10 protein-coding genes are annotated in these 13,557 nt (G+C 45.2%); 3 read left to right on the top strand and 7 right to left on the bottom strand.

The window, feature by feature from the left end:
* Positions 1–105: 105 nt before the first annotated feature.
* From CRP01_RS35230 to CRP01_RS35210, 5 genes are all read right to left on the bottom strand, one after another.
* Entirely contained in the window at positions 106–4,536 is a 4,431-nt protein-coding gene (locus tag CRP01_RS35230) for a DUF6443 domain-containing protein (RefSeq protein ID WP_099154786.1), read from the bottom strand.
* Between the two features lie 93 nt (positions 4,537–4,629).
* Positions 4,630–6,228, bottom strand: coding sequence for a hypothetical protein (locus CRP01_RS35225; RefSeq protein ID WP_143473681.1), 1,599 nt, complete (start codon positions 6,226–6,228; stop codon positions 4,630–4,632).
* A 134-nt stretch (positions 6,229–6,362) separates the two neighbouring features.
* On the bottom strand, positions 6,363–7,514 hold the full coding sequence (locus CRP01_RS35220; RefSeq protein WP_099154784.1) for a T9SS type A sorting domain-containing protein: 1,152 nt from the start codon (positions 7,512–7,514) through the stop codon (positions 6,363–6,365).
* Positions 7,515–7,589: 75 nt separating this feature from the next.
* Positions 7,590–8,363 carry a tail fiber domain-containing protein gene (locus CRP01_RS35215; RefSeq protein WP_099154783.1) on the bottom strand — a complete coding sequence of 258 codons (774 nt, stop codon included), beginning with the start codon at positions 8,361–8,363 and terminating at the stop codon, positions 7,590–7,592.
* A gap of 1,344 nt (positions 8,364–9,707) precedes the next feature.
* Positions 9,708–10,112 carry an SLOG family protein gene (locus CRP01_RS35210; protein ID WP_170110677.1) on the bottom strand — a complete coding sequence of 135 codons (405 nt, stop codon included), beginning with the start codon at positions 10,110–10,112 and terminating at the stop codon, positions 9,708–9,710.
* Between the two features lie 340 nt (positions 10,113–10,452).
* Here CRP01_RS35210 and CRP01_RS35205 point away from each other — a divergent pair, with 340 nt between their 5' ends.
* A complete protein-coding gene (locus CRP01_RS35205; protein ID WP_099154781.1) occupies positions 10,453–10,950 on the top strand; it encodes a hypothetical protein in 498 nt (165 codons plus the stop codon).
* Here the strand turns inward: CRP01_RS35205 and CRP01_RS42040 are convergent.
* The gene (locus CRP01_RS42040) at positions 10,947–11,225 is read right to left on the bottom strand and encodes a hypothetical protein (RefSeq protein WP_143473680.1); all 279 of its coding nucleotides are present in this window, start codon (positions 11,223–11,225) and stop codon (positions 10,947–10,949) included. The genes CRP01_RS35205 and CRP01_RS42040 overlap by 4 nt on opposite strands.
* Positions 11,226–11,395: 170 nt before the next feature.
* Between CRP01_RS42040 and CRP01_RS35195 the strand changes: the two genes are divergently transcribed.
* Together CRP01_RS35195 and CRP01_RS35190 are read left to right on the top strand one after the other, a co-directional pair.
* Positions 11,396–12,076, top strand: a complete 681-nt coding sequence (locus CRP01_RS35195; protein WP_099154779.1) for a hypothetical protein — start codon at positions 11,396–11,398, stop codon at positions 12,074–12,076.
* Between the two features lie 157 nt (positions 12,077–12,233).
* On the top strand, positions 12,234–12,470 hold the full coding sequence (locus CRP01_RS35190) for a hypothetical protein (RefSeq protein WP_143473679.1): 237 nt from the start codon (positions 12,234–12,236) through the stop codon (positions 12,468–12,470).
* A gap of 35 nt (positions 12,471–12,505) precedes the next feature.
* On the opposite strand, the gene CRP01_RS35185 is transcribed toward CRP01_RS35190, so the two are convergent.
* A complete protein-coding gene (locus CRP01_RS35185; protein WP_143473678.1) occupies positions 12,506–13,360 on the bottom strand; it encodes a hypothetical protein in 855 nt (284 codons plus the stop codon).
* Between the last annotated feature and the right edge of the window lie 197 nt (positions 13,361–13,557).

The following is a 13,557-nucleotide window of genomic DNA, read 5'->3' as shown; positions in this document are numbered from 1 at the left end:
CATGCTAGGCGTTTGAGTAAGGATTATGAATATAATCCAAAACATAGTCGAAGTATGATTTATATTGCCTCTATCAGATTATTGATGCGGCGTAATTATTAGGTTTTAAAACAGTCTCTGAGAAGCATTTTCGGCTCCTCCAAAAAATTCCATTAACGTATTCGCATTATCTCCTCTTTCAGCCGTTAAGACAATATTACCTTCGTCGTCTACTGATGGAATCCATTCTGGTTTGGTACCAGTCGGATCAATAAAAACCAAAGGATTATCAAAAGTAAAATTATAGGGTGACCAACTAGACATTTCCTCAGCCAATGGATCCACTGCATTCCACCTCCCAATACTAGGATCATACCACCTAGCCCCATAATCCAACCAATACAACCCCAAATCCTCATTTAATTCCTTGCCATTATACTGATAAGCATTCTGCCTATCCGGATGCATCTTCCAGCCACCATCCATTTGCATTCCAAATGGGTAGTAGTGGTTTTCTTGCAGCAACTCATTCGTTGCCGGGTCCGAGGTGATTTCAATGGTCCCATCATTATCCAGGTCCGCGAAGGTAACCCGAGCGTTGCCCAGATGATCGGTGATGGTATATTCATAACGCGGGGTACCGTTGTCAAAGTATATCCGCCCGACTCCGTGGTAAATGGCTTCCATGACCCCATCCTGATATTCAATTCCGTTAACGTAATCATGGTGGCTGGAACTGCTGATGGTCGTCACCTCCGCTTCAAAGTCACTGTTGACTTTGGTTTCAAAACCGGCTTGCAGCTCAATCTCCGTTCCCGCCTGGAACAAGACGGTGTTACCGGTGGGCACAATACCATCCGAAGTAATTTGATCGGCCTGATAGGTATTGGAAGAGATGTTGCCACTGAGGTGCAAGGTACTGCCGCTGCCATTGGTTGATTTACGCAATTTGTTACCGGCCGCATCGTAGAGCCAGCTTACCTGGTCACTGCCACTGTTTTGGTGGACAGTATCCGGTAAGTTCAGATAATTGTAAGATATACTGAGATCCTTGGAAGGATCATTGATTAAATTACCATTTTCATCGTATAGGTAATCAGCACCACTGAGGCCGGTATCGTAAGGCTTGAAGCCGGCTGCTGCCGCCGCAGTGGTAGGGGCAGTATCATTGACGTCTTGGAGTCGATTGGTACCGGGATAATAACCAAAGGATAGATCATCGATCTGGTCTTCTACGAAACAACTACCATCCCAGTAAAGACCTTGGCGACTGATGCTACCGATGTTGCCGCGATCATCGGCGTAAGTGAAATTGACGCTGTATTTATTGGTCTGGCTGCGCTGCCCTCCGGCTTCGGTGATATCGTAATAATTGGCGTCTTGGAGTCGATTGAGGAAATCGTAGTCAAAGCCGTAGGTTTGTCTTTCCCGACCGCGAACCCGCCAGATGAGTTGGGCAATATTGCCGTTATATTGGGGCGATCCGGCTGCGTTGAAATCGAGGTGATCGTAGTTGATCTGTAGATAAAACAGATCGTTTTCTCCACTATTTCCCGGAACAGGGAAGGTGGGATCACATAGGTCTACTGCGGTTACTGTGCCCCCAAGCGTGGGTTGGTTCATGCTTTCCAAGAAGCCGTTGGCTCGATAACTAAAGTCTATTTTTTGTAGCCAGGATGTGCCGGCTTTACCCAGGTATTGGGTTTGGATTTCATCTTTTGCGGTGTACACTAATTTACTGGTCTGGATCTTCGGTTCGGCATTTACCTGTAGATAGGTATGCATTACCCGTCCACTGTGGTCGTAGGTGCTTTCTTCCAACACCGTAGTGGTGGTGGAGCCTACGGTATGCGTACGCAAAGCTTTGGTAGGATTGTCTGCAAAGTCATAACTGTAGTTCATTACTTCGCTGTCCAGATCACTGACGTTCAAATGATTATTCGATTCGGTTTTTTCCAGCCGACCGTGGGCATCGTAAAAGTTTAGGGTCTGGAGCCAATCATTAGTACCAAGAATCTTGGTTTCAGTGCGTCTTACTTTGCCTCGATAGATCTGGGGGGGAGTTCCAGGTAGATCACACCCATCGTAACAGGTGGTGGTTAAAGCGTTGTCAAATGATAAGAGTTGATTGCCGTTAGTCGGCGTTTGGTCAACAAAGCCGGTAGCGGTTGGTCTACCGTAGGTGTCGTATTGGGTATGTAGCCACTGACCTTGACTTTGCATGTTCCCGTCCTGGGAAAAAGTCACCAGATCCCGGTCATTGTATAGAAAACTATTGGATGCTTGTCCCGGAATTTTCTTGGTTAAAATCAGGTCGTCACTACTGTAAGTATAGGTATAGATTAGATCGGGATCGGTCGCTGTTGCATCCGGCGGAATGACCTTACTAATTCGGTCTTTGTCGTCGTAGATGTAGTAGGTGTCGGCTTGCTCGGTTTGTGCCAGGTTTTGTCTTCTGGATAAGATTAGACGCCCCTTTTTGTCCGTAAAGGTGATCGTTCGGTCTTCTGTTTTAGTATTTGTTGCATCCGGATCGATCGTAGTTTCGGCAAACAGGGTGCCGGCGGGGTAAGTAATGCTCGACCCGGGAATAGAGATCGGGGCCGTATTTACGCCGTACTCCATAAATGAGGTTTTCCAATCCGGGGGAGTAGTAGAAATGCTCCTACTCAAAGGGGAGGCTTCAAAGCCGATATCTGTGGAATACATTTGCGATGGCCAATTGGCGGCGGCTACAAAATCTCCGGAAGAACCGGCTCCTTCAAATGGCTCGTAGGATTTGAACGGCCTGCCGAATGCATCAAATTCGGTTACGGAAATGACGTCTTGATTATTCTGCGAATAGGCTTGTTCTATTTGTTGGATCGGTCTGCCCAGCCCATCCAGATATTGGAAAGTGGTTCGATTGGAAAGGTCGCTGGAATCCGTTCCCGCGTAAATGGTTTCACTTTTCACAAAGTTGTTGGGATGACTTCCGTCCCGGTACTGGTAGCTATAATTGGTAGTGACGTTCCCTTGACGGGAAATCGTCGTTTCCAGCCGCTGTAGGCCGTCGTAAACAAAGGAATCTATTTGTCCGTCCAGATGAGTGATACCGCTAATTAATCTGGAATTGTCGTAATACCGATATTCCCAATCAAAATTGTCAAAAGTCTTTTTTACCAATTGCCCGTTATCCCATTCGTAGGTTTCAGATTGCCATCCTTCTTTGGTGTGCTTCCGGATCAATCCGTCCGCTTCGTATTCATCGATCGTGTTTTGTAAAACCCATCCGTTATCAATGATGGTACCACTCTGATTCCAGGTCACTTCATATCGGCTCAACTGGTGCAGTAGGGGTGGATTACTTTGTTGGGTAGTGGTTGGAAGACCGCTGCCATCGAAATAACTGAAATCATTTTTTACGCCATCTGTTATGATACCATCGACCATTACCCTGGTTTCAATCGGAGTACTGATCATGTTTCGACTGATGAGATCGGTCCATAGGGGAGTGGTAGTCATATCAAACACAAACTTATGCTCGGTCCGGTGGACTTTGTTGTCACTATTGGTCATGATGGTAGCCACCGGCATGGTGTGATTACCCTGGATAGTATCGTACTCATGCTGGGTCACTGTCTCCAGGTAATTACCTGATCCGTCATCGTCGAAGTATTGCATGGTCTCCTTTCCCAGGTAGATCCAGCTGGTTACCACATCGTACCATTCAATAGCGTAGGGAACCAGAGCGTTTGCGTTGAAAATGGTGTCTCCGGCAGCTTTGTTGTAACAAGGTGTGAAAATAGTGTCGCAGACTTCATACCCCTGACCATTATTACAGTAATAAAGAAAGAATTCTTCTCCTTCGGTATTTGTACCGTCGCACAGATAAAAAGCGTCTTCTTCACAAGCTAGGTCAAATACCTTTCTGGCTACAATGCCCTTCTGACTATCACTATTAACGGTTTCGTTGAATTCGTAGTCATACATTTTTTTAGATAGGGTGTCATTGTTGGCTTTATATACGTGCTCTTCAATCAACATCCCGCTTTTGTAGGAATAATCGATCATGGGGGTACTTAAGAACACATTATAGGGGTTGGGCCCCATTTGCGGATTGATATCGGCAAAGGTTTGGTATTTAAAGTATTTTTGGCCGTTTTCGGCATTGTTTCCTTGCCATTCCCAAACTTCCCGGTATCCCACGATATTACCGGCGTAATTGCTCAGGTTTGTTAGACTGGAAGAGGATAAGGTAGTGAAATAGCATTCTTCATATCCACAAATTTCCTCCTCACTATTAATCACTCTAACTTCATTATTTATATACTTTGGGGTTCTTCCCAGATACGCTGCTGTAGAACCGTCACAACCATTGATGTCTTTTTCGTATTTGAAAACTCTTACGATATTATTTCCACTATCGTTGTCTCCGTCGTCAATCGTCAGTTTTTGAAGTCGTATTCCACCGGTTGGTTCATTCCCAACCGTTACTGTTACATTTTTTTCGTAAATGACTCCGATATCAGCTTTTTCGGGGGAATTGGGGTAACTGTCATTGGGATCATCATCCACAAATACATTTGATTCCAGTAAGTATTCTCCTGCGGGCAGATAGATATATTCTGTACCCTGAATAATTACGTCTTCTTCCCCTGCTGCATGGCCTCACCAGGTTTCAATAGGATCGTTTAGGTCATTTATATCATAGATATGAACGGATGCACCATTCGCTCTAAAACCCATCTTAAAAATATCGTAAACCACAGTGATCAACTGGGGATATTCGAGGGTAAAGGTATTCGTTGTAGTTGCTGGACCTGTAGTGTAGGTGATATAGTTGTTGACAATGGTGTCTTTTTTCTGTTGCAATTCTCGGCATACGGCTAGTTCATTCCCTTCAAATTCATACTCTACAAAACCACCGGTTGGGTAAGTGATCTTTTTAATATTACCATACTGTGCTTTTTCACCATCAGGTGCCCGATTGGCGGCAGAAAATGACGTGAAATAAGATTGGATATAATTGAGGGTACTGGCAGCACCGTCCGGTGCCGGGGTCATCTGTAGATTATTTTCGTTGTTAAAGTAACCCCAGTGATCCTGTTTGAAAGACAATCTTGGTGGTAACTGGGATCGGTTGTTATACTCAAATTTGTATTCATTGCTGAAAACATTGGTAGCGGTGTACGTTTCAATTTCGTCCAGATACATTCTGTATTTGGAGGAGGCTTCAGTGCTTGGAGTAGCACCCGTGGATTGGATAAAACTTTGGACTAGTTTATAGATCTTGAGCGTTCCGTTTTGTTTGCCTTTAATTTGGATCTCTTTTAATCGGCTACTACCGCTTTGGGTAACCAGGTCACTGCGAGCGCCATCACTGATAAAGGTCACTTTTCCATTGATGGCTACGATGGAATCTAGATTGACTCCATGGTCCGTTTTTATGGAAATACAACCGGAACTGGTATGGCTGTAAGTCGAAGAACAGTCTCCGGTCTGCGGCGTAGTGGGGTAAGAAAATGATTCCGAATAGGCTAGATCATACTGTATGGTATGGGGGCTGTAATGAAAAACAATATTATCCAGGGTCGTGGGATGTTGTATTTCTTTTAAATACCAGGCAGTTACGGCTGGATTAGAAAAATCCTTGATCCTACAGGTAGCACTTTGTCCGGTAGAAGCGGTGGTAGAATACTCTACGGCAGAAGCGGTACCGAAAGTATACCGGATACCATCCGGTGTGGTGATCGTAAAGGAAAGGATAGCGGTATTCAACGGGGAAGGACAACTTGAACATATATCGTAGTCAATGTCCAGATCTTGAAAGGGAATCTGCATAACTGATCCATCTTCCCGAAAAATAAATTTACCTGAATAGCCTCCAAAGCTAAAATTAAAGAGGTCAGGCTGGCCGTCCCAATAGCCGTCTGCAAAGTTTTTGAGATCATCAAAGTTGGTGGCAAGATCAATAGGGTAGGGGACATTTGCCCCTCGATTCAAATAGCCGTCTAATTCTTCGTCCTGAAATCCTCTCACCGTTCGGTTGATCACGCCTCCGGCATTAAGGCTCCACCCTAATCCGACGTGGCTGGCTACTTCATCCACTTTCGTACCTCCGGCGTGATAGCTTAGGGAAACGGGAACACTAATCCCTTTTCCTGATAGCGTGTGAATGGGAATACTTATTTGCGGGGTTCCGCTGTAATAATTAACGGGAAAATCGACGTACTTGGTAATCGCTGCAGCACTGGGAGAAGGTGGCATGATTTCCAGGGTTGGATCGTTTTCTGCCGGAGTCGGTTGAGCGCTTAAAAAGTGAAAGCAATAAAATAAAATAAATAATATAGATATACTCTTTTTCATCAGAGCTAAATTTTTGGGAGATTAACAAAAGACAACTATTTGATCAGGACAAATTGCTTGTGTAGCTCTTTAAGCCCGGTTTTTACGCTACAGAAATAGATGCCTCCGGGTAGATCCTCAGTCCGTATTTCGTGTACTAGTCCGGAGCGTGTGAATTGTTGAACGAGGCTTCCGTACTGATTGAAAATGCTGATCTTATTCTCTTCCGATTCATCTTTATAGCCGGATATGACTAAGGTGATATTGCCCCGAGTAGGATTGGGGAAAATGGATAAACCGATTTTTTCGGAATTTGCAAGGGATATGGATGCCGGGGATTGAATATTTTGGTTTCCTGGTCCATCCAGTATGACAATAGATACCGGATCCAACAATCCACTTATGACTTCTTCTACTTCGGAGCCGTCCAAATTAGCGCGCATGACCTTATCGGTACCGTAATCGGTCCAATAAATCTTTTGATCCGTTTGATTGATGAATAAACCGAAGGGATGTTCTTCTTCAACGCCTTGGTAAATAATTTCCTGATTACTGCCGTCCAGATCGCTGCGGCCGATGCTGTGCCCGGTATCACTGGTCCAATATAATTTTTGTTGTACCTCATCGATGGATAAGCGGATGGGATACTTGGAATAATTGATGGGAAATTTCTGGATGTTTTCTCCGGATAAGGAGGAATAGTTGATGTGTGGATCGGTTAATTCTGTCCAGAAGATCCGGTTCTTATCAGCACTGACGGCCAAACTGCTTGGTCGATCAAGTTCTGCTAAATTCACTTCGCTCTTTGATCCTCCCTGTATGTTTGTTTTAAATATTTTTTTCTGCTTTTGATCCACCCAGTACATCACCTCATTCTGCTCGTCTATTTCAAGGTCTACGGGTAATCCCAAAACATCAGAATCAAAATTAGTAACCCCTTGAGCAGCATCGTCAGCTGCTTGTATGACTCTCTGATTGCCGTCAATCCAAAATAATTTGTTCCCTTTTTTGTAATGAACCAGATCTAGCGATCTTAAGATCTTAGTTTCTTTGACGTTACCAATCAAAACTTTGGGAGCGTTAGGATTAGCTAACCTAGCAGAGAGAATTTGTCCTTCTCCGCGATTCAGAATTAATAATTGTTGCTGCCCGGCCACACCGGTAAGAAAATGAAGGGACAATATGGCTATGAAAATGAGTTGTTTCATTGCATTTATTTTAAGTACGATGCACACAAGATCTACTTGAGATTGGATGTTGAAAAAGACGGAAAAGCAAGCAGGCTATTTTTTCTCTAGCTTTTCGATCCGTTCTTGAAGTTCCAAAATTTTACTTTCCTGCTGCTGGATCACTTTCACCAGAATCGGCATCAGTTCAATGTAGTTGATGCTTTTATAGGTCTGGTCGGGCTCCCGGCCGATTTCCGTCATTTGCATCTCTCCTTCTTCGTTTTCTTGTTCCCCGTAAATGGGTTCTCCCGGACTAACTACCTCGCGTACCAATTCAGGGAATAGGGTTTCTATCTCCTGGGCGATAAAGCCATAATGGGTTTTCTTATCCTTCTCCTTTTTGAGCTTGTATTTTCTGGCTTTGATCTGGAGAAACTGCTCGCTGGGGTCTTCCACGTCTTGGATTTCTTCTTTCAGATCCCGGTCAGAGGTTTGAACAAGCACACCGTTGATATGAACGTTGCCACTAAAAAAGCCGGCGTAGGTACCTCCGGAACTGTAAAGTGCATATCTAGGGCCAGTTCCCTCACTGCCTACACTGGTGTAGAGGCCTATCTTAGCACCTGACGAAGATGTGCTAGTCCAAGCACGATTGTAGATACCTGCTGACAAGCTGCCGCTACCGTCTAAGTAAGTATCATTGAGTATGCCGTAGGAAACTGCCGAGCTGGTACTACGGACATTTACTCTGTTTTTGATTCCGATCTGTTGGTAATCGGTGTTGTGATCCGTTAAGATATTAAGTCCTATGCGTCCATTAGTAGAAGTAGAAAAAGCTCGGTTAAAGATATAGAGGCCCCAGATTTCCGACTTATTATCAACAGTCATTAGAGCGTCAACATGGCCAAAAGGACCAACCGAAACCGAGTTATCGGTTTTTACTTTTATTTGAGAAAAGGCACGCTCAGAAGCATAATTTATTTTTGTTACAGAGTACTTAGGTTTCTTTTTACCGTAAATACTCGCCTTTTAGCTACAAAGCGACCGCTCTGCATCGGTAAAAGCCATAGCTTCTCCATCTCAATGAAGACGGAGACCTTCACTAATGCTTAAGGCAAATACCAGCGTTACCGAATAGTTATTCGATGGTTTAAGTGTAATGATTTGTTATTAAGTGTTCTTGGGCCGATTTACTGTAACAATGATTCGAGAAGGCTTGCAAATGAACGTTGGGATAGTTAGATGGCTAAACTGTTGGCACTGTTTCAGCCATGAAGCCATCAAAATGAAGTGCAGCGACATCCCGTACTCAATGAGTCGGGACAATCTAACCAATAGCCCCTTCGAAAGTATTCCAAATCTTAATTGTTACACTATTTTTGGCAAAGAACCAGCAATAGAAGAGTAGTTCCTTAGCCGAAGGGTAAACCTTATAGCTAAAGTAAAAGTAAGCGTACCATATGCTTAATCGCATATAGTCCAATAAATGGATAAATTAGAACTGCTGTTGTTTTGGATACAAAGATATCGGTAGGATATCAGAGTATGCACGTTTGCTATGGTATGAAAGCATGTTTACGAGTCAAACATATCACATTTAGCCAGACTTTCAAAATATTAAAAAGTTAAATACCCGATTTTAACAAATCGGCATTTTTGTAACATGAAAGTGGAGCGTTTTTGCAAATTCCAAAATTCCATAGTGTAAATGTTATCCCCATAACCGATGTACCCACCAGCACCCCCACCGCCCAAACCCTCGTCCCTGCAAGATAGGCTCCACTCCGGGCTGCGCAAGCGTTACTACCCAAAATAGGGTAGGGGCTCAATAATCTTGTGCCTCCCGTCAAGTGCAGAATTGCGCAGTCCTCCGGTTCCGCCTTTTACATGCAGTGCCTTCGCGTTTGGCGGCTTTGCGCGCAGGTGGGCGTACCGGGTTGGTGCATTGTTTTTCATAGAAAAGAGGAGTGAGGAATTAGGAATGAGTACAATTCGTGTTTATACCATCCTCATTCCTCATTTTTTATTTCCCATTTCTCACTCCTCATTCATCATTCCTGTAGAATCATCTCCCGTCTTGCGGCCTTTATAAAGGGCACCCAGGTTGGTCCACCCCGGCCGATCATCATTGATGAGTGGTAGGGGAGACCTAATGTTTTCGAGCAGGGACAGCCAAACGCGTCATGCTTTGGGAATCTGGTAAATTGCTCGAATTTGCCAGATTTTCAAGCTTTAAAACAAGCTCAATCTAGCAGGCGTATGCCGCACCGTTCCATCCGCAAATAATTCTGTCACCGGTATATTTTTGGCCAGTGCCTTTTTCACCGTATCCCAGGTGCCGCCGGTTTTACTCTTCGGTCCGTAGAAAGCCACCACCGCATCCGCCAGTTCCACCAATTCGGTATTGCGCATAAGTGGGGCCAGCTTCTCCGGGTAGTACTGATAGTCCGGCCGGATCACTTGTACCGCCAGACCGTGTACCCGGGCAAAGCGATCCGCCAGTTGATCCGCACCGCGGGCCCCGCCGTGCAACAATATCGATACGTTTGGATATCTGCTTGTTATCTCATTAGCAAGTCGCGTAAAATTCGCTTCGATCTCCGCGATCGCCCGGCTACCGGTTATTAATAATTTCATACTTGAAAAAAATGGGAGGTTCTTTTTATCATAATTGCTAACTGTTCGACGGCCAGGCATTATTTGTTGTATGGTGGTTGATGGTTAGATTGTTATTATGGCTTCTATGGCTGAAATAGTGCCAACCATATAGCCATCAAACCATTCAACCATCCTGACGCCCCTAGACTATTGGTTTTTTGACCGTACATTAAGATACGGAAAAACAACAATTAAAACGAATAATTTTAATTGAAAAATAAATCAATTTTTTATAGTAAAATATAATGTAAATAATTGATTTTCAGCGAATAAAGTCGTATATTGTAGTATAATACTTAAGCACTTAAAACTCACTCTGATGAAATCATTTACCCCCACTTTTAAGGCTGATCGAGACAGCAATTTACCCAAACTTGCAGCCCAGGATTGGGAGTGGCGTGAAGCTAGAGCCGCCCAAACAGAAGCGGCCGAAGCCCGGCAAAAAGCTATCCTGGAAGCATTAGAATTGGCCCCCCGTTTCGACCTGCACCGCTTACCCCAAAATTTTTGGGTCGCTATTCTCCCCTTCGGGGAGATGTCTGAAAGACAGAGGGGCCTCCCCTCCGGGGAGATGCCCAAAGGGCAGAACGGGCTTTCCTCCGGCGATATTCATAAAGGGAAGGCTATTCTCCCCGCGGGGAGACGTCCGCAGGACAGAGGGGGCGTCCCCCTTCAGCAATCCATTCATATCTTCTCCACCGAAATCACCGGCTGCACCGACCTCTACCACATCAGCAACCACGTCCTTTTTTTCCGTTCCAATCTCCCCGAGCAGGAGATCCGCGAAAATATTGATCTGTCTTTTTTACCATTCTAATGTTGACCAAACTTATTTATGCCATGTATACCATCCCCAAAATCACGAAAAAAAGAACGGTCAAAGAAGAAACCAGATATTACCTGCAATGCCAGGGCTACGATGCCACTGATCAGGAAATCCAACGAGCGATCTGGAGAGAAAGAAAACGCCCGCCCGGCATCGTTAACGGCTGGAGTATTCACTCCTATCTCATGCATAATAAAATTGCCAAACGGGTCAGTAAAAATGCCGTTGTCGCATCTGACCAATCTATATTCTAATTTATTATTCAACTACACCAGGTTTTGCCGATTTACAGGGCGATCGGAACATCCCGGTCATCCTTAAATCCGGCAAATCCTGGTCCAAATTCCTAACATCTACCAGTACCTGCCGTATCAAGGTATAATCGGCCATCCCGGTCATCCCTAAATCCCGGCAATCCTGGTCCAAAACGTGCTTTATGAAAATCCAAAACCTCCAACCCCTAACCGACATCAAGTCCCTGATCGATCTCCCGGAGATCAAATACCTGCCGGGTTTCCCCCGCAAGTACCGCTTCGACGCCAAAAACGGCAAGTTGAATTTCAACGGGGAAACAGACATTACCCCCAAAGGGCAGGCGTTCACCATCATCCCACTGGCCCACCGCATCTTTACCGATGAGATACTGGGCTACTCCCGCCGCAAGTGGGCGGAAATGTTTTTCGTGAACCAGGCGGGACACGTTTGCTCCCTGCTTTTCCATGGGTATAGTGTCGATCAACTCCAGGTGATCCTCGGGGATCTCTATTACGAAGATGCCGGCCTGACGGACATCCGACTTACCGTCCACCCCGAACCGCGCTCCAATGATTTTGGCAACTACTACGTAGCGTCTTTCGGCTTTGAGGTCCTTCCTCCCGCCGACCGCGAGCAACTGGCTCTGGTGGCAGAAAGCCTGCCACCGATCTATCGACAGGATATCTTTATCCGTCGGGCTTGTGCCAGTGGCACAAACAGCGGAATGGCAAAAGCGCAGTACCACGCCTGGAAAAATGTGCAGCTGCCGGAATTGGAGCACTCGGAAAAGGTGAATGGGGTAGAGACCAGCGAAGAGTCAACGGTTCCCTGGCAAGAGGAAGAGGAAAGTAAGGCGGCATAACAGAACCAAAGATGGGATCGAATGCAACACCTTTAGGGGTTTAAAGAAAAAGGTCAGTTGCATTCGATCCTCTGGGGCTATCTAGCGCTCTCAAAGTTCATTTGCCTTTTGTTATTGATTAATTCGTAAATTTGAAATAATGATAACTCAGAGAACAATGATTGCATCCACCATCTTTGACGAAATTGTAGAATTCATAGCTCGTAAAAGTCCGGAAGACGTCATTGCCTTTCAGCCGTCTGAGCAGTCCAGCCAACGTTATGAGATGCTAGTTCACAAGGAAAAATCGGAAGGGCTGACGGATAATGAGAAGAAAGAATTGGAAAACTTTGAAGTTTTGGAACATTTAATGCGCCGTGCTAAGGCAAAGGCCCATCTCATTTTGGCTGCATGAGTAGTTATATTCCAGAATCTTTACTCCTTTTATAATCAACAATCACAAGCTACCGTCCGCCGATATTTAAAATCCGTACCTGGATTCATTTCCTCCAGCGTCTTGCGAAGTCTCCGGTACACATAAACGCCAAATGAGCCTACCCCACAGTCGTCAATGGTCCGCAGGGAGGCGCAACTGGATATATCGATTCCCAACTTTAATCGGTAGAGTTCTTTATCCTTGCAGTTGATCTTCTCAAAGGATTCAATGTACAGAAGGTTGACAAATTCAGTGACTTCTCCGTTTTGGGGAATGCCCCTGAACTGCCCACATCGTTTCTTGTCCTGGATATTGTACATCAGATCCTCTGTATCAAAGATCTCGCAGGCGCCGTTATCGTAGATCAGTCGCACGCGATCCCGGGTGAGTTGCTCGTAATACGCCAGCCGGTCCATGTTTATCCGGGGGCGTTGCCGGATATAATTTTCTGCGACTTCACCAATGCCTGGATTATCTTTCTGGCCCTGTTCCCGGTCTAGATAGGCTTCATAATCTTTTCTGGCTACTGATGGGTAGGTGCAGGCGGATGCCGCTGCAAATAAACGGTAGTCACAATCATCGTGGTGGTAGTAATAATTATCATAGATCAGGTTGACCAGGGCCGCTTCGGCTTTTTGGACGGTGGCACGTTTGCATTGCTGAAGTATTAACAAACCGCCAAGGCAGGCCAACGCCAGCCACAGGAGACTGGAACGGGACCACTTCCCGGCAACGGACTTTTTTTGGCCAGCGACCGGTATGCGGTCTTTTCGACCAAAAAATGGAATGGGGATTTGTGCAAAAAATTTGCGATTGGGCGTGGTAGGTGCCGGCTGTTCTGGCTTATTCCGGCCTGGGTCATTTTTCATATTCATCCAATGTTTATCCGGCAGTTTGTCTTTGCTCTATAATATTAAGTTCTTGGGCAAATTTATGGTAACCATGATTTGCGGAGGTCTACCAACAAGCGTTGGGATGGTCGGATGGCTGGTATGGCTATATGGTTGGCACTGATTCAGCCATCGAAGCCATGACCATTTAGCCCCCCTTCAAAAGTCTTCCAACT

This window comes from Flavilitoribacter nigricans DSM 23189 = NBRC 102662 (genome assembly GCF_002646595.1).
Taxonomy (GTDB): domain Bacteria; phylum Bacteroidota; class Bacteroidia; order Chitinophagales; family Saprospiraceae; genus Flavilitoribacter; species Flavilitoribacter nigricans.
This window is presented reverse-complemented; position numbering and strand designations above follow the sequence as displayed.

Coding starts and splice junctions, on each gene's coding strand:
- CRP01_RS35205 (WP_099154781.1), top strand. CDS start 10,453: ATGAAATCATTTACCCCCACTTTTAAGGCTGATCGAGACAGCAATTTA.
- CRP01_RS35220 (WP_099154784.1), bottom strand. CDS start 7,514: ATGAAACAACTCATTTTCATAGCCATATTGTCCCTTCATTTTCTTACC.
- CRP01_RS35215 (WP_099154783.1), bottom strand. CDS start 8,363: ATGACTGTTGATAATAAGTCGGAAATCTGGGGCCTCTATATCTTTAAC.
- CRP01_RS35190 (WP_143473679.1), top strand. CDS start 12,234: ATGATTGCATCCACCATCTTTGACGAAATTGTAGAATTCATAGCTCGT.
- CRP01_RS35225 (WP_143473681.1), bottom strand. CDS start 6,228: ATGCCACCTTCTCCCAGTGCTGCAGCGATTACCAAGTACGTCGATTTT.
- CRP01_RS35210 (WP_170110677.1), bottom strand. CDS start 10,112: ATGAAATTATTAATAACCGGTAGCCGGGCGATCGCGGAGATCGAAGCG.
- CRP01_RS35195 (WP_099154779.1), top strand. CDS start 11,396: ATGAAAATCCAAAACCTCCAACCCCTAACCGACATCAAGTCCCTGATC.
- CRP01_RS35185 (WP_143473678.1), bottom strand. CDS start 13,360: ATGAAAAATGACCCAGGCCGGAATAAGCCAGAACAGCCGGCACCTACC.